The sequence below is a fragment of the Telluria sp. AC161 genome (assembly GCF_979258535.1).
Genome location: NZ_OZ409861.1, coordinates 3,248,099 through 3,264,582 on the forward strand (window position 1 = coordinate 3,248,099; position 16,484 = coordinate 3,264,582).

The 16,484-nt window shown below is 66.6% G+C and carries 15 protein-coding genes; 12 read left to right on the forward strand and 3 right to left on the reverse strand.

Annotation, left to right across the window (positions count from 1 at the left end; genetic code table 11):
• The first annotated feature begins 6 nt into the window (after positions 1 to 6).
• Complete coding sequence (locus tag ACZ0AJ_RS14510; protein ID WP_499455209.1) at positions 7 to 759, forward strand: flagellar brake protein; 753 nt, start codon at positions 7 to 9, stop codon at positions 757 to 759.
• Between the two features lie 11 nt (positions 760 to 770).
• Here the strand turns inward: ACZ0AJ_RS14510 and ACZ0AJ_RS14515 are convergent, their stop codons facing one another.
• A complete protein-coding gene (locus ACZ0AJ_RS14515; protein WP_499455210.1) occupies positions 771 to 1,580 on the reverse strand; it encodes an alpha/beta fold hydrolase in 810 nt (269 codons plus the stop codon).
• Positions 1,581 to 1,738: 158 nt separating this feature from the next.
• Here ACZ0AJ_RS14515 and ACZ0AJ_RS14520 point away from each other — a divergent pair, with 158 nt between their 5' ends.
• A complete protein-coding gene (locus tag ACZ0AJ_RS14520) occupies positions 1,739 to 3,268 on the forward strand; it encodes an HD domain-containing phosphohydrolase (RefSeq protein ID WP_499455211.1) in 1,530 nt (509 codons plus the stop codon).
• On the opposite strand, the gene ACZ0AJ_RS14525 is transcribed toward ACZ0AJ_RS14520, so the two are convergent.
• On the reverse strand, positions 3,265 to 3,849 hold the full coding sequence (locus tag ACZ0AJ_RS14525) for a PEP-CTERM sorting domain-containing protein (RefSeq protein WP_499455212.1): 585 nt from the start codon (positions 3,847 to 3,849) through the stop codon (positions 3,265 to 3,267). The genes ACZ0AJ_RS14520 and ACZ0AJ_RS14525 overlap by 4 nt on opposite strands.
• 35 nt (positions 3,850 to 3,884) lie before the next feature.
• Positions 3,885 to 6,128, reverse strand: a complete 2,244-nt coding sequence (locus ACZ0AJ_RS14530) for a phosphocholine-specific phospholipase C (RefSeq protein ID WP_499455427.1) — start codon at positions 6,126 to 6,128, stop codon at positions 3,885 to 3,887.
• Between the two features lie 299 nt (positions 6,129 to 6,427).
• Between ACZ0AJ_RS14530 and ACZ0AJ_RS14535 the strand changes: the two genes are divergently transcribed.
• From ACZ0AJ_RS14535 to ACZ0AJ_RS14580, 10 genes are all read left to right on the forward strand, one after another.
• Positions 6,428 to 8,257, forward strand: a complete 1,830-nt coding sequence (locus ACZ0AJ_RS14535) for a PAS domain-containing sensor histidine kinase (protein ID WP_499455214.1) — start codon at positions 6,428 to 6,430, stop codon at positions 8,255 to 8,257.
• Positions 8,254 to 8,631: a response regulator gene (locus ACZ0AJ_RS14540; protein WP_183555695.1), complete on the forward strand. Its 378-nt coding sequence runs from the start codon at positions 8,254 to 8,256 to the stop codon at positions 8,629 to 8,631. Before ACZ0AJ_RS14535 ends, ACZ0AJ_RS14540 begins: the two co-directional genes overlap by 4 nt.
• Positions 8,632 to 8,658: 27 nt before the next feature.
• The gene (locus ACZ0AJ_RS14545) at positions 8,659 to 10,212 is read left to right on the forward strand and encodes an HD domain-containing phosphohydrolase (protein ID WP_499455429.1); all 1,554 of its coding nucleotides are present in this window, start codon (positions 8,659 to 8,661) and stop codon (positions 10,210 to 10,212) included.
• Positions 10,209 to 12,245, forward strand: a complete 2,037-nt coding sequence (locus tag ACZ0AJ_RS14550) for an ATPase, T2SS/T4P/T4SS family (protein ID WP_499455431.1) — start codon at positions 10,209 to 10,211, stop codon at positions 12,243 to 12,245. The genes ACZ0AJ_RS14545 and ACZ0AJ_RS14550 overlap by 4 nt, the downstream gene beginning before the upstream one ends.
• A gap of 5 nt (positions 12,246 to 12,250) precedes the next feature.
• Positions 12,251 to 13,375, forward strand: coding sequence for a type II secretion system F family protein (locus tag ACZ0AJ_RS14555; RefSeq protein ID WP_499455216.1), 1,125 nt, complete (start codon positions 12,251 to 12,253; stop codon positions 13,373 to 13,375).
• 141 nt (positions 13,376 to 13,516) lie between these two features.
• Positions 13,517 to 14,077: a prepilin-type N-terminal cleavage/methylation domain-containing protein gene (locus tag ACZ0AJ_RS14560; RefSeq protein ID WP_499455217.1), complete on the forward strand. Its 561-nt coding sequence runs from the start codon at positions 13,517 to 13,519 to the stop codon at positions 14,075 to 14,077.
• Positions 14,078 to 14,095: 18 nt separating this feature from the next.
• Complete coding sequence (locus ACZ0AJ_RS14565) at positions 14,096 to 14,650, forward strand: prepilin-type N-terminal cleavage/methylation domain-containing protein (RefSeq protein WP_499455218.1); 555 nt, start codon at positions 14,096 to 14,098, stop codon at positions 14,648 to 14,650.
• 14 nt (positions 14,651 to 14,664) lie between these two features.
• A complete protein-coding gene (locus tag ACZ0AJ_RS14570) occupies positions 14,665 to 15,111 on the forward strand; it encodes a type II secretion system protein (RefSeq protein ID WP_499455219.1) in 447 nt (148 codons plus the stop codon).
• A complete protein-coding gene (locus tag ACZ0AJ_RS14575) occupies positions 15,108 to 15,602 on the forward strand; it encodes a PilW family protein (protein ID WP_499455220.1) in 495 nt (164 codons plus the stop codon). Before ACZ0AJ_RS14570 ends, ACZ0AJ_RS14575 begins: the two co-directional genes overlap by 4 nt.
• The gene (locus ACZ0AJ_RS14580) at positions 15,599 to 16,483 is read left to right on the forward strand and encodes a DNRLRE domain-containing protein (protein WP_499455221.1); all 885 of its coding nucleotides are present in this window, start codon (positions 15,599 to 15,601) and stop codon (positions 16,481 to 16,483) included. Before ACZ0AJ_RS14575 ends, ACZ0AJ_RS14580 begins: the two co-directional genes overlap by 4 nt.
• Position 16,484 lies beyond the last annotated feature (1 nt).

The window sequence follows — 16,484 nt, forward strand, 5'->3', positions numbered from 1 at the left end:
CTAGCAATGGATGAAGCAGAACTGGAAGACTGGCACGACTACGAAGTCGCATCGCGCCGCGAGATCGTCTCGCTGCTGCGCCAGATCGGCGAACACAACCAGCTGATCCGTCTGTTGATCAGGGGCGAGGCCGATGTCTGCGTGACCTCGATCCTGGCCGTGGACGAAGACAGCAACACGCTCGTGCTCGATCGCTCAATCGATCCGGCGCAGAACCAGCGCATGGCGGGCGCGGCGCGCGCGAAGTGCGAAACCACGCTCGACAAGATCCGCATCCTGTTCGGCGCTGCCAACCTGGCCCCGACGGTCTGGCGCGGCGAACCGGCACTGCGCGCCGACATTCCGCCGACCCTGATCCGCCTGCAGCGGCGCGAGTACTACCGCATGGCCACGCCCGTGACCAACCCAGTGCGCGCACTGATTCCGGTGCCGATGGATGGCGGCACGGGCGGCATGAGCGTCTTCGCGCTGCATGACATCAGCGTCGGCGGCATTGCCCTTCTCGACAGCAAGCTGCAGCTCGACACCACGGTCGGGCGCGTGATCGCCAACTGCCGCATCGAACTGCCCGAGATCGGGCCGATCGCCACCTCGCTCGAGATCCGCAACTCGCTCGACCTCACCCTGCTGAACCACAAGACGACGCGCCGCATCGGCTGCCAGTTCGTCGACATCTCGCGCAGCGGCCTGGCGGCGGTGCAGCGCTACATCACCAAGCTCGAGCGCGAGCGCAACGCGAAGCTGGCCGGGCTGGCCTGACCAGTGTGCGGTCAGCCTTGCTTGCTGGCCGCCACTGCTTCCAGGATCACCTTTGCCACATCGGCCGGGCGCGATTGCTGCGGCACGTGGCTCGACGGCAGCACGGTGGTGCGGGCGCCAATCTTCTTCGCCATCGCGCGCTGCTGTTGAGGATCGATCATGCGGTCCTTGCTGCTGACGATGTACCACGACGGTTTGACTTTCCACGCTGCATTGCTGACTTTCTCGCCGAAAGCGCTGCCCTTGATCGGCCCCTGGGTCGCGCTCATCACGGCCGTTTGCGCGGCCGGCACGTCCTGCGCGAAGTCGTCGCGCATCGCCTCCGGCGGCAGCGTCACGAAACCTTCGCTGTCGGCCACCAGCTTGCCGATCCCGGGCGACGGCGCATACCCGTGACCCAGTTCGGCGCTGGCCTGGCCGGCATCCGGCGCAAACGCCGCCACATACACCAGCGCCGCGACCTTGTCGTGGGCGCCGGCTTCGGTGATCACGGTGCCACCCCATGAGTGCCCGACCAGCACCACCTTGCCGGTCTGCGCATCGAGCACGCGCCGGGTGACAGCGACATCATCCTTCAGCGACGTGAGGGGATTCTGGATCGCGGTGACTTTCACACCCTTCGCCTGCAGCAACGGAATCACTTTGGCCCAGTCGGACCCGTCGGCAAAGGCGCCGTGGACGATGACGACGGACGTTACTGCAGGCGCCGATGCGGCCGCCGGTGCTGCCGGTGCTGCTGCCGGTTTTGCTGCGTGAGCCGCGCCGCTGACGACGGCAGCTGCGATGGCGATGGTGCGAAGCGTGGTGGTGAGTGTGGTCATGAAGTTCTCCTGGTGGGTGGTTGCTACGGTGAACCCAGTATAGAAAGCGGCTTGCCAATCCGGTATCGGTCGATCGACCGATGCAGGCCGAACTGGCTATACTATCGGCGCCATCCAGCACGCAGGTGCGTCACCTGCCCATCCCGCATAAAGGTTTCATGGACACGCTTACCCAGGCAACCACGCCATCGCTCTCGCCTGCCAGCGTCAGCCTGCGCGGCCACGATACGGTGACGCTGGCGCAGGCCATGGGACTGCTTGCGATCGTCGGTGACCTGAGCATGGGCCAGCCCATCGATGCGTCAAGGCGCGCCGCGCGGCTTGCCGCACGCATCGCGCTGGCCGCCGGCTGCGACGTTACCGCGGCTGCCCACGCGCGCATGGTGGCCCAGCTGCGCTGGTCGGGCTGCACCGCCAATGCCGCCGGCTTTGCCACGCTGCTGGGCGACGACGTTGGCGGCCGCCACGCGATGCTGGGCCGCACCCTCACTGCGCAGCAAGCCGCGCGCCTGGACCCGCATGGGGGTCATATCACGCCGCTGGCCGAAATCCACTGCGAAGTCGCGGGCGACATCGCCGCCATGATGGGCTTGCCCGCCCCGGTCGAGCACGGCCTGCGCCATGTGTTCGAACAATACGATGGCAGCGGCCTGCCCTATGGCCTGGAAGGCGGCGCGGTGCCGGCCGTCGTGTACCACGTGGCGCTGGCCGGCGACATCGAAATCCTCGCACGCGTGCACGGGTTGACCGTGGCGCTGGCCATGGTCGAGCGCCTGGGCAACGTCAAGTATCCGGCGGCGCTGGTGGCGCAGGTACTACCGCATGCGCAGGCCTGGCTCGAAGCACTCGACAGCGCCGAAGAGCCGGCAGCGTCGAATGACTTCCTGCCGCTGTCGGTGCCGTTGACGCTGGTAGCCGACATGATCGAACTGAAGCTGCCATGGCTGGCCGGCTATTCACGCCGCGTGGCGCTGCTGGTGCAAGGGGCCGCGCAAGGGGCCGGCCTGCCGGACGCCGGCCAGCGCAGCCTGGCGCGCGCGGCGCTGCTGCACGGGATCGGGCGCGTGGCCGTGTCGAACACCATCTGGGAACGCAAGGGAAAGCCGAGCGCAGCCGACTGGGAAGCCATTCGCCTCGTGCCCTACTGGACCGCACGCGCCGGCAGCCGGATTGACGGCATGGCAGCCGACGCGCAACTGGCCTCGCACGTGTATGAACGGCTCGATGGCAGCGGCTACTTTCGCAGTCTCGATGCCGGCTCGCTCGGCCTGCCGCAACGCCTGCTGGCCGCGGCGGCCGTGTATGTCGCCCTGCGCTCGCCGCGGCCGTGGCGCGCCGCGCACGAACCGGCGGCGACGCTGACGCTGCTCGAAGCCCAGGTAACGGGCGGACGCCTCGATCGCGCCGCCGTGGATGCCGTGCTGGCCGCCGCCGCTGGCCGCGGCGCGCCGGCCACCGGCACGGCATCGGCCACCACGCCGGCATCGGCAGCGCGCCAGATCTTGTCGGCGCGCGAGGTCGACGTCCTGCAGCGCATCAGCCTGGGCGAGACCAACAAGGAAGCCGCGCGCGCAATGCGGATCAGTCCCAGCACCGTGCGCACGCATGTCGAAAGCATCTTTCGCAAGCTCGGATGCTCGACCCGCGCCGCCGCGACCTTGCGCGCGCTGACGCTGGGGCTGATTTAAGACTGCGTGCGGCGAAGGCGCAACACGCCGGCCATGCCCAGGCCCGCCAGCAGCAGCGCCAGCGAACCCGGTTCCGGCACCTCGGTCACACTGGCAAAGCTGAAGTCATCCATCGCATACGAACCCTGCGCGCCGCTGGAGACGACGACCGTATCGATCGCGCCATCCCAGCCGGCGTCCAGGAACGCGGCCACGCCGGACAGTTGTAGCGCCGACGTACTGGCGACCAGCAGACCCTGGAAGTACAGGTCAAAGCGCACGCTGCTGTCCTCGTAGCCGGAGAACCAGGCGCCCTCGAACACCGTGGGCGCCAGGAAGCGGATCGTGCTGGCGACCGGCCCGCCATCGGTCCAGTCGGTGGTGACACGGCCCGCGCCGGAATGGGCAGCGAACGGCTCTTGCTCGCTCGTGAAGACATTCAGGCCGGCGCCCGACCAGTCGAGGCCACCGTAGTTGGCAGCGACGGCAGCGTAGCCGTCGGGACCGACGATGTCGTCGAAATCGAGCACGGTGGCCGAGGCGAATGGGGCGCACAGCGCGAAGGCAACGGCCGCAGCGGCGTTACGAAGCATGGGATGCATGGAATTCCTGTTGGTGGTGATGGAAGCGAACATGGTCAGACCAGGCCCAGCGCCGGATCGCTGACCGTGTGGCGGCCGGTTTCGACGCGCCCGGCAAAGCGGCGCAGGTAATCGGGCTGGGCCGAGACCGTAGCGCTCAGGTCGTACCAGTAACCATTGGCCGCCAGCGGAATGCGCACGAGCAGTTCGGTGCGCGGCGCCAGCGTGTGCAGCTGGCGCAGTTGCGCATAGGCGTTCGCATTCAGGTTGAACGTGCACGGCGCCGCGCCGGTATTCATCAGGCGCAGTACCAGCTCCCCCGTGGCCGCATCGCAGCGCACGTGAACGTCCGGACGCGCCTGGCCCGCCGCGACGGCGCGCAGCGCGCTGCCGGTGAAATGGCGGTGATAGCCGTTCGGCCCCAGCACCCACAGGTCGTAGGCGCCGCCCACTGCGGGCGTCCAGCTGTCGGCCAGCGATTTGCCCGCCTCGACGGTGTAGCGGCGCGGCACGGCGGCCAGGTTCTTGCGGTCGTAGACGTGGAAGACCGCGCCCTGGCGCCCGCTATTGATGAAGTTCAGCGTCACCTGCACGGCGGCCATCGTGGCGCCGGGCTGCACCTGGCAGGTGGTGGCCAGTTCATATGGCAGCGCGCGCGATGGCCGTGTGCCCGGGGCCTGGATCGGCATCTGCGGCGACGCTGGCGGCGCGATCTGCGCCAGGCGTTGCTGCGCGGAGCGCAGGGCGTCGGCCTGGCTGCGATTGGTGCGGCCCTGCAGTGCCGGCAGCGCCTCGTCGTTCGGTGTCGCGAAGTTGAAGGCGCTGGTCAGGTCGCCGCACACGGCGCGGCGGTACGCGCTGATGTTCGGCTCGATGACACCGAAGCGTGTCTCCAGGAAGCGCAGCACCGACGTGTGATCGAACACCTGCGAATTGACCCAGCCGCCGCGGCTCCATGGCGAAATCACGTACATCGGCACGCGCGGGCCGGGCCCGTAGACGCGCCCGTCCGCAGCCGGTTGTCGGGTGCTGCCGGCAGGCCGTGGGTGCGTGTAATATTCCGGCCCCAGCGCGCCAGGAGACAGCGTGGTCTTGCCGGCGTAGCCGCCCTTGCCGTCAGGCGACGGCGCCGAGGGCGACGGCACGTGGTCGAAATAACCGTCGTTCTCGTCGAAGTTGACGATCAAGACCGTCTTGCTCCAGACCTCGGGGTTGGCCGTCAGCGCGTCCAGCACCTCTTGCAGGAACCAGGCGCCCTGCACCGGGCTCGATGGGCCCGGGTGTTCGCAATAGATCGACGGTGCGTTGATCCACGAGACCTGCGGCAGCTTGCCTTCACGGATATCGCGCTTGAAGGCGTCCAGGTACTGCTCGGGCTGGGTCCCCGGCAAGGTGTTGGCGATGCCTTTGTAAAGGGGATTCTTCGCGTTGTCGGTCGCCGCATCGTAGGCGTGATACGGCAGCGCCTGGCCCGTGTTGGTGTACGGCTGACCTGGCGCGCCGCCGCTGGACACCGGATAGCCCGACGCGATATTGGCGCGCCGGAACTGGCGGAACGCACCCAGCATATTGTCGCCCCATTCGTCGGGCATGTTCTGGTAGCTGATCCAGCTCACGCCCGCCTTCTCGAGGCGCTCGGCATACGTGGTCCAGGTGTAGCCCGTGTTCACGCCGCCGGGCAGGCCGTCGATCGCATCCCACTCATTCGAGACAAAGGCCGTGCCGGTGGGCCCGGCGCCGTTGGTGCCGGTCAGGAAGAACGAACGGTTGGCGTCGGTCCCGGTGTGCATCGCGCAGTGGTAGGCGTCGCAGACGGTGAACGCATTGGCCAGCGCAAACGCGAACGGAATCTCGCTTTCCTTGAAGTAGCCCATCGAGATGGGATTCTTGTAGCGCGGCCACTGGTCCATGCGGCCGTTGTCCCAGGCCAGCTGGCTGTCGAGCCAATCGTGCGGCGTGCCATTCACGCGCTGGGCGTTGCCGCGGCTCGCGTCCAGGTGGAACGGCATGACGACATTGCCGTTGGCCAGGCGCTGCTGCCAGACGCTGCGCCCTTCCGGCAGCGGGATCGTGAAGCGGTCGCCGAAGCCGCGCACGCCCTTGAGCGTGCCGAAATAATGGTCGAACGCACGGTTTTCCTGCATCAGGATCACGACGTGCTCGACGTCGCGGATGGTGCCCGTCGCGTTATTGGCCGGGATGGCCAGGGCGCGCTGGATGGCAGGCGGAAAGGCGGCAAACGTGCCGGCTGCGATACCCGCGCGCGCACTATTGCGCAGGAAACTGCGTCGTGAGGTCATAGATTCTATCCAAAGACGTGAGTGTTTAAGCCAGGAAACTTAAGTTGCAATAAGTTGTCTTGCAGACATGATGCGAGACGGCGCCAGCGTACGCCCGGATCGTGACGACGCCATGACACGTTCAATGGACTGGCGGTAGACGTGAAGACAACATGAAAACAACAATCGCCGTTGTCACGCGATTATTTTTTCAAGGAAATGTTGCGCACAATTGGAATTGTATTTGCCTCATTGCAACCTTAGACCTATAGTTTCGATCGTTACAGTTCGCTAGATTCCATTTCGCCAAGTCCATCCGCATGAAACTCAACCGCATCGGCATCATCCTCATCGCCTGTGCGCTGGCGGCCATTACTCTCGTCGTCGCCTTGCTCGTGGTCCGGCAGCAGGCCAGTCAGGCTGCGCAGGTGCGCAACAAGGGTGTCGGACTGGTCAGGGCGCTCAGCACCGTCCCGATGGCCCTGCTCGCCGACAGCAGCGGCCGCAGCGGCGTGCTCGCCGCAGTGCTTGCCTCGAACGATGGCAGCGACTTTGCTTATGTGACAATTGGGGATGCGACCGGCCGCACGCTGGCCGAAATCGCGGGCAGCGGCAGCATCGCGCCCGCCACCCCGCTGCCTGCGGATGCGCAGGCCGGCTTCGGTGAGCGCACGCTGCCGGCAACCGGTGGCAGCGCGCCGCTGCGCGAATTTTATGGTCCGCTGGCCGACGCCAGCGGCGGCCCGGTGTACGTCCGCGTGGGTTTCTACCAGCCGGGCTTTACCGTGCTGGCGCAGGATGTCTCGTTCCTCGCGCTGCTGGCGCTGATGATGTTTCTGGTCGTGCCGGTCATGTACGTCGTCATCAAGCGCGAGATGGCGCCGCTGGCGGCGCTCAGCCAGCAACTGCGCGGCCAGCTGCGCCAGCTCGCCGCGCCCGGCAGGCCGGATCAGCCCGGTGCGGACGACATGCGCGAACTGATCACCAATATGCAGCACTACCTCGACCAGGCTGGCGCCCGCATCGTCCAGCTCGAGGAAGGCTCGCTCAACACCACCGCCGACAACCGCCTGCTGCAATACGGCAGCAAGAAGCTCAATGCCGCGCTGCAGTCGCTGCCGGACGGCCTGTTGATGCTCGATCCGGCTGGCGACGTCACGTTCGCGTCCGGCAAGGTCGAGCCCCTGCTGGGCATCCCGATGGACCGGATCCTGGGGCAGCCGCTCGATGCCTGGTGCTGCGATCCGGCGCTGCGCACGCTGTTTGGCCGCTACAGCGGCGACCTGCGCGACAACGCCCGCTCGCACAAGATCGACTTCGCGCCGCAGAATGTCGAAGGCCGGCAGCTGAGCGCCACCGCACAACCGCTCAGCGGTGGGCACGGCACGATGTCGTTCGGCACGCTGGTCGTGCTGCGCGACGTGACCCGCGAATACCTGGCGCGCCAGGCGGGCAACGACTTCGTGGCCCACGTCTCGCACGAGCTCAAGTCGCCGCTGAACGTCATCGGCATGTACGCCGAGATGCTGGCCGACAGCGACGACGAGAGCATGCGGGTCGAATCGCTGAACGTGATCCAGGACGAGATCGAGCGCATGAATGCGCTGGTCGGCAACCTGCTCAACGTGAGCAAGCTGGAAACCGGCAGCATGAGCCCCGAACGCAACCGCGTGCGGCTCGACGACATGCTGCGCGACGCGTATGAGCAGGCGCTGCCGCGCGCCGAAGGCAAGCAGCTGCGCGTGCTGCTCGACCTGCCGCGCGAACTCGAGGCCGTGGCCATCGACAAGGACCTGTTCCGCATTGCGCTGAACAACTTGCTGACCAATGCCATCAAATACAACCGCCCGGGCGGCAGCGTGACGCTGGCGGCCCGCAATGAGGACAATGAAATCGTGATCAGCGTACGCGACACCGGCATCGGCATCGCGCCGGAAGCCCAGGACCGCATCTTCGAGAAGTTCTACCGCGTCAGCGAAGCGGGCGCCGCCACCCAGCGCGGTGGCCACGGCCTGGGCCTGTACCTGGCGGCCCAGATCGTCGAACTGCACCACGGCCGCCTGGTCGTCGAGAGCGAACCCGGCGTGGGCAGCACCTTCTCGGTGCACCTGAAAATCGTTTCCGCGCCCGCCGGCGCCGCCGTGCTATGAGCGCGCGCCACATCCTGCTCGTCGACGACGAGCCCCATGTCCTGCGCGTGCTGCGCCTGTCGCTCGAACGCGAAGGCTATATCGTGGCCACCGCCAGCGATGGCAACGCCGCGCTGGCTGCGATGGCGCAGCAGCTGCCCGATGTCCTGATCAGCGATATCCAGATGGACGGGATGGACGGGCGCACGCTGTGCCCGCTGGCCCGCGCCACGTATCCGGACCACCCGTTCCTGATCCTGGTCATGACGTCGATGACCGCGCTCGACGAGCGTGCCTGGGCACGTGAACTGGCCAATACCGAATTCCTTGAAAAACCCCTGAGTCCGCGCCAGCTGGTGGCGCGGTTGTCCCGCCATTTTGCGGCCCTGGCGTAACGCCGCGCCAGCCACCAAAGCCTGCCCATGTCCCTTGATCTTCTGCCCACCCTCGACTACACCCGCCACGAGCGCTGGCTGCGCCGCAGCACCGGGAGCGATTATTCACTGGCCGTCTGCGACGCTGCTGGCGCGCCCTGCTGGAGCGCACCCGGCGACACCACGCTCGCATCGTGGATCACGGCGCTCAATGCGGGCGGCTTCGCCTGGCCGTCCACGGGCGACGGCATGCAGCGCCACGATGCGGGCGATGCCACCCTGCTCTACACGCCGATCATCGCCAAGAGCGGCCTGATCGGCTACCTGGCGGTCCGTGCAACCACAGCGGCGACGACGGCCACCGACGTGCCGTTCGCCTGGGACGCACTGGCCGAAGCGCTCGAAGACATTGCCAGCACGATTGCCGACGACTGCCGCACGCAGGGCGAGCTCGATGCGATGGCGGACGAACTGTCGGACCGCTACGAAGAGCTGCACCTGGTGTATGCGATCGACCGTCAGGTGCAGGACATGACCACGGGCGAAGACCTGTTCGGCGAGCTGCTCGAGAGCTGGGCCAGCCACATGGACGCCGACGTCGCCGCCTTCATCAAGCCGGGCGAAAACCTGTGCGTGTCGGCCACCAACCTGTCGGCGCCGATCCATAACCTGGATCTGGTGCTGGTCGAAATGCGCGGCGATCTGTACCGCTTCTCGCATTCGTCGCGCCAGCCAATCGTCATGAACGAGCCCGACGATCCGCGCCGCGCCTACATCTTCACCGACATGCCGTTCAAGATCCTGTGCTGCCCGGTCTTCCAGGACAAGTCGGTCGTGGCGATCCTGGTGCTGCTCAACCATGCGAACAAGGAAGACTTCAGCAACAGCGACCGCAAGCTGGGCGAAGTGCTGGCCAATCACCTGTCGAGCCTGTCGCGCATGCACAGCATGCTGGCCGAAACGAGCAAGTTCAACCAGCAGATGGCGGCCGCGCTGATCGAGGCGGTCGAAGCGAAAGACCCGTACACGCGCGGCCACAGCGAGCGCGTGCACCACATCGCCATGGAAATCGGCCGCGCGCTGCGCCTGCCGCCGCGCGAACTGGACAACCTGTTCTGGGGTTCGCTCCTGCACGACGTCGGCAAGATCGGCATCCCCGACGCCGTGCTGTGCAAGCCGGGGCGCCTGACGCGCGATGAATTCACCTTCATCATGGTCCATCCCGAGCGCAGCTACGAAATCCTGCGCCACATCGACCGCCTCAAGGGCGCGGTGCCGGGCGCGCGCCACCACCAGGAAAAGTACGACGGCACCGGCTATCCGCACGGTCTGGCCGGCAACGACATACCGTACAACGCGCGCATCATCGCGGTGGCCGACACCTACGACTCGATCACCAGCTCGCGCGCCTACCGCGCCGGGCGCAGCCACGAAGTGGCGATGGCAGAGATCGCGCGCTGCGCCGGCACCCAGCTCGACCCGGGCGTCGTGGCAATGTTCGAGACGGTGTGCCGCGCCGAACCGGGCTGGATCGCCGAGTTCCGCATCGCCCGCGATCCGGTGCCGGCGCCGGCCCCAGTGCAGGTCGCCGTCACCGCATGAGCGAGACCACCGCCCCCGAGCGGATCACCCGCAGCCGCATCGGCGCCATGACGTACCTGGCGCCGCTGACGGCGCTGGTGGCCGACGAGGCCGTCCAGACGCTGCAGGCGGCGCTGAACGAGTGCGTGGCCCAGCACCAGGTGTCGATCGTGGTCGACCTGGGCAAGGTCACGCTGCTGTCCGGGCGGGCGCTGAGCATGATGGCCGACATGGGCGAGCGCCTCGGCGAGCTGGGTGGCTGGCTCAAGCTGGCGTACCCGAATGCCCTGCTGCAGGACATCCTCGCGGCCACGGGTCTGCTGGAGCAACTGCCGCTGTTCGATGCACGGCCGACCGCGCCGCGCCGCGTACGCGAGCCGGGCAGCAAGCTGGGCGACATCCTGGTCGAGCGTGGCGCGGCCAGCGCCGAGCAGGTCGCCGAGGCGGCGCGCCTGCAGGACCAGACCGGCAAGCGCATGGGCCTCATCATGGTCGAGCGCAAGTGGATCACCGAAGCGGCGCTGTACCAGGCGCTGGCTGACCAGCTGGGCCTGCCGTATGTGCAGCTGCGCACGGGGCTGTACGACCCGGGCGCGCTGGCGCTGCTCGAACGCGATGTCACGCGGCGCCTGAACGTGCTGCCGCTGTTCCAGGTGCAGGGCACGCTGACGGTGGCCAGCGCCGAACCGCAGGCCATCCACAGCATCGACGAACTGCGCGCCCGCACCGGCGTGCGCATCCGCATCGTGGTCGCGCCGCCGGCCGATATCCGGCGCCTGGCCGACGAAGCCTATGGCAGCGCCCTGCCCGATTTCGTGCAGACGGAAGCGAGTGACCTGGAACTGATCGAGTCGACGATTCCCGACGACTACACGCAGATCGACGAAATGGCCGGCGCCAGTCCGGTCATCAATATGGTCAATGCCGTGATCCAGCGCGCGATCCGCGATGGCGCCAGCGACATCCACATCGAGATCTCGCGCAACCGCGCCCGCATCCGGCTGCGCATCGACGGCGTGCTGTACGAAGTCATGTCGCCCCGCGTCGACCAGCACCCCGCCATCGTCTCGCGCCTGAAGGTCATGGCCAACCTCGACATCGCCGAGCGCCGCCTGCCGCAGGATGGCCGCATCCAGGTGGCGACCCAGGGCCGCACGGTGGACCTGCGTTTCTCGTCGCTGCCCGGCATCTACGGCGAAAAGGTCGTGCTGCGCGTGCTCGACAAGAACCAGTCGATCCTCGACGTCGACAAGCTCGGCATGAATGCGCATGCAGTCGGCGCGTTCAAGCGCCTGCTGGGGCGCAGCCATGGCCTGATCCTGGTCACCGGCCCCACCGGCAGCGGCAAGACCACCAGCCTGTACGCGGCGATCAGCCACCTCAAAAGCATCGAAAAGAACATCGTCACGATCGAGGACCCGGTCGAATACCAGCTCGACATCATCAACCAGAACCAGGTCAACGATGCGATCGGCTTGAGCTTCCCGAAGATCCTGAAACACGTGCTGCGCCAGGACCCGGACATCATCATGATCGGCGAAGTGCGCGACCGCCAGACCGCCGAGATCGCGGTGCAGGCGGCGCTGACCGGCCACCTGGTCTTGACCACGCTGCACACCAACGACACGCTGGGCGCGGTCTCGCGCCTGGTCGAGATGGGCGTGGAGCCGTACCTGCTGTCGTCGGCCCTGATCGGCGTGATGGCCCAGCGTCTGGTGCGGCGCGTGTGCCAGGGGTGCCGCACCAGCTACCTGGCCACGCCCGAAGCGGCGGCGGCTTACCGCTGGCGCGGTCAGGGCGACCTGCGCCTGATGCGCGGGCGCGGTTGCCCGGCCTGCTATGACTCCGGCTACAAGGGCCGCATGGGCATCTACGAGCTGCTCGAAGTCGGGCCCGACCTGCAGCGCATGATCGTGGCCAATGCCAGCAAGGACCAGCTGGCTGCGCACGTGGCCTCGACCGGCCACCATGACCTGTACGCCGACGGCATGGCGCGCGCTTTTGACGGCCACACGACGCCCGAGGAAATCGCGCGCGTCGTGCATTCGCTGTAACCGCCATGCCAATCGAACTCGACGCTACCGGCCCAGGCCCCGACCCGGCCATCAAGACCGCTCCTTCAGCCGCCTCGTGGTGGACCCTGGGCGCACGCCCGCCGGGCATGCGCGAACGGGCGCTGTTCACCGAGCGCCTGGCGCTGCTGCTCGAGACGGGCGTGCCGCTGCACACGGCGCTGCAGTCGCTGCACGACCAGACCGAGCCGGGCCAGCTGCGCACGATGATCGGGACCATCGGTGACGACATCCTGGCCGGTGAACGCTTTTCGTCGGCGCTCGGGCGCCATGCGCTGTTCCCGGGCAGCTACGTGAACCTGATCGCGGCCAGCGAGGCCGGCGGCTTCATGGCCGAGGTGCTGGTGCAGCTGGTGGAGCTGGACGAAAAAGAAGAGCGCCTGCGCGCCATGCTTGTCTCGGCCCTGTCGTATCCGGCGATCCTGCTGACGTTCTCCTTTGGGGTGGTGGTGTTCATCCTGACGTTCGTGTTTCCCAAGTTTGCCGTCATGTTCGCGTCGATCCATGACCAGTTACCGATCACCACACGCGCGCTGCTGGTGGTGAGTCAGGTGCTCACCGGCCATGCCGCGATTGTTGCGGCGCTCACGGCTGGCGCCATCGGCGCGGCCTGGGTGCTGATGCGCCAGCCCGGGGTGCGTGTCGCGATCGACCGGGCCAAGCTGCGCCTGCCGGTCATGCGCGACGTGTTCGCCAAGATCTATCTGACGCGCCTGCTGCGCGTGATGGGCATTTCGCTCGAACACGGTGTGACGATCCTGGCCACGCTCGAGGCCTGCCGCGCGGTGGTGACCAATGCCGACTTCCAGCGCTTCATCCTCGACCTCGAACGCGATGTCACCGAGGGCAAGGGCATTGCCGCCGGCTTCGAGCACAGCAATTTCGTGCCGCTGTCGGTGCGCCAGATGATCGCCACCGGCGAGGCGACCGGCACGCTGGGCCGCGTCATGACGCGCGTGGCCGATTCATATGACCGCGAACTGACGCGCCTGCTGGCGCGCCTGACGAAGATGGCGGAGCCGGTGATGCTGCTGGTGATGGGCATCCTGGTCGGCACCATTGTCAGTTCGCTCATCTTGCCGATATTTAAATTATCACGCGCTGTGCACTGAAGCGTTTCACAAAAACCACACTTTGTCACACGATTGACAAGTTAGTGCCGAATGGAAACATGCCCATGTTACCCTTCGGCATTACCTTTTTTAACCACGCAACGTCCTGTAAAGACGCTTGTTCAACTATTTAAATTTTCCATGTCGAGCTCATTCAAGCGCACTGCCGCCGCCGGTTTCACCCTGATCGAATTGCTGATTGTCGTGATTATTCTTGCAATTATTTCTGCGATTGCGATTCCGCAGTTTTCGGCGGCGACTACTGATGCACAACTTGCTTCGCTCGACACCAGTCTTGCGAATGTTCGTAATTCGATCGAGCAGTATCGCGTCCAGCACACGGGCAATGTCTACCCAGGCGCGACTGCATCGAGCGGCGCTACTTGCCCTGACAGCGGCGTTGCCGGTACTGGCGCAGCAGGAACGGACCAGGCATTGAAAGACCAGATGCAATATCCGTCGAATGCGGCAGGACAGACCTGCTCGATCGCCGGCGGCGCGTTCCGCTTCGGTCCGTACCTGCGTCAGGGTATTCCGGCCGAACCGGTCAATAACGATGCGACGCTCGTTGTCACCACGACCGGAGCGATCGCCACACCTGCGTTGGCAGGCAAGGGCTGGGCCTACGACACCAAGACCGGTCGGTTCATCATGAACAGCGCCACGCTCGATCCAAGCGGCAAGGCTTACTCCGCCCACTAAACTGCCGGGTTCCCGAACGTGTACGCACATCGCTGCGCAGCGTACACGCTGACCGAACTGATGATTGTGGTCGCGGTGCTCGCCATCGCCGCCGCCGTCGCCATGCCGACGGCGCAACCGGTGGCGGAATTTCGCGCCGATGCCGCCGCTGGCGAAGTGGTGAATGCCCTGCGCTTTGCCCGCGAGAACGCGCAGTACAGCGGCGTGCAGCGGCTGGTCGACTGCGATGCCGCAGCCAACACCATTGCGGTGTTCGCGCTCGAAACCGACAAGACCACCACGCGGGTGGCGCGCGACCCGGTTGAACACCCGTTCAACCGCGCGCCCTATCTGCTCAACCTGAACGCTGTCCCCGCCGGAAACACCATGGCCCTCGTGCGCTGCACCTTTACCTTTGAAGATAACACCAGCGCCACCGCCATCGCCTTCGATACGGCCGGCAATCCGCAGCGCGGTGTCGGCAGTGGGGTTGCCAGGGACAACCCGCTGCGCACGGGCCAGGTCGTGCTCGGCGCCGGTAATGTCGAGCGCACAATCGCCATTGACGGTACCGGTCGCATCACGGTTTCCTGACAACCTTGCCGACCATGCACGTTCTCCCATCGCGCACCAGGGCCGCCGGCATGACGCTGCTCGAAGCGGTGTTCGCCCTGCTGCTGCTGTCGGTCTGCCTGATCCCGGCCGCCAATGCGCTGCGCGGCGCCATCAACGTGCCCGCCGACAGCGCCCTCGCGGCGCGCGAACTCGATTGTGTCAGCACGCTGATGGACACCGTGCTGGCCGAACACTACGCCGATCTGCTCAGCGCCGCCGGTGCGCCTGACGCGCCGTCGGTCTATTCGACGCCCGGTGGCGCCCGCGCACCGGCGATGCCGGACCACTGCCCGGCCCTCACCGTCACCATCACCCGCTACGGCGTCGACAGCACCCGCAGGATCGGCCTGGGCGGCACCGGCGAGCATCTGCTGCGCGTGACCACGGCGCTGGCCGCCCCCGCCGGCCGCTGGCCATTGACCACGCTGGTGGCGCGATGACGATGCCCCGCCCTGCGCACGGCTACACACTGCTCGAACTGATGATCGGCCTGACCATCGCGGCGCTCGTGATGCTGCCGCTGAGCGAGATGTTGCGCGCCGGCGCCGACAGCGCGCGCTTCGTGCGTGCCGGCCTGGACCAGAACGCGGATGCCCGCTTCGTCCTCGGCCGCATCGTCGCGCAAGCCGCGAAAGCACGGCAACAAGATACCAAGAATCTCGGCAACCCTGCAGCCTACTGGCTCATGCCGCTCCAGTACACACTCACCAATGGCGCTCTGGTCGAAACCGATACGGACGCCAAGCCGGTGCGCAATTCGGTGCTCGCCACCGGCGTGCGGGCGTTCGATCTGAACGTATCGGATGTGGGCGCCGGGCGCCTCGTCCTGCGCATCGACCTCGTACTCGACCGTCCGGATTGCGACACCAGCCGCGGTCAGGACTGCAGCGTCGCGTATGCGCGTACCGTCCGACTCGGGGCAGCGCCATGATGCCGCGACGCCAGGAAGGCGCATTGCTGTTGATGGTCGCGCTGCTGCTGGCCACGCTGGCGGCGCTGGCGTTCGGCATCAACCGTGCGGGCAGCGTTGAACTGCGCTCGATCAACGACGACTATGAGGGCCGCGCTGCTGCCTACCTGGCCGAAGCGGGTGTTGCTGCTGCCAGGTGGTCGGGCCAGGTTGGCGCCTGCGTCACCCGGCCGGTCGGCCCCATTGCCCTGGGCGCCGGCACGATAACCGTGGACATCAAGAAAGAAGACATCATCGACGTCATCGCCACGGCAACCGTGAACGGGGCGACGCGCACGGTAACGCGCACCAAAATGCCCCTGTACGATTTGCGGCAGACCGAGCGCGTCGACATCTCGAACGAGACGATCGACACCACGATCGTGACACCCAGCGCCGGGCCGCTGGAAAAGGATCAGACGCTGCGCCTGGTTTCCGGCAAGTCGCACATCCTGATGAGCTGGAATCTGAGCGACATCGACGACGACGAGATGCTGGTGGTGTCAGCCACGCTGAATCTGGTGCCGACCACCATCAGCGGCGTCGTGCGCCAGGTTGCCGTGCACCGCGTCACGACGGCCTGGGACAAGGGCGCCACCTGGATCAAGGCGCGCCCGGCGTCGAACTGGAACGGCGGCGACTACACGAGCGCCGTGCTGGCCTCGGCGGACGTCGGCAGCGTCGCGGTCAACTGGGACCTGACCGGCCTGTTCGATGGTTGGGTCAGCGGGCGCTTGCCCGCCTATGGCGTCCTGCTACGCTTGGTCGAGGACGGCAAAAGTGTCAATTTCTATAGCCGCGAAACGCCCTTTGCCAACCTGCGGCCGCTGCTGCAGATCGTGCGCGCCAAGGAGTGCGGATGAT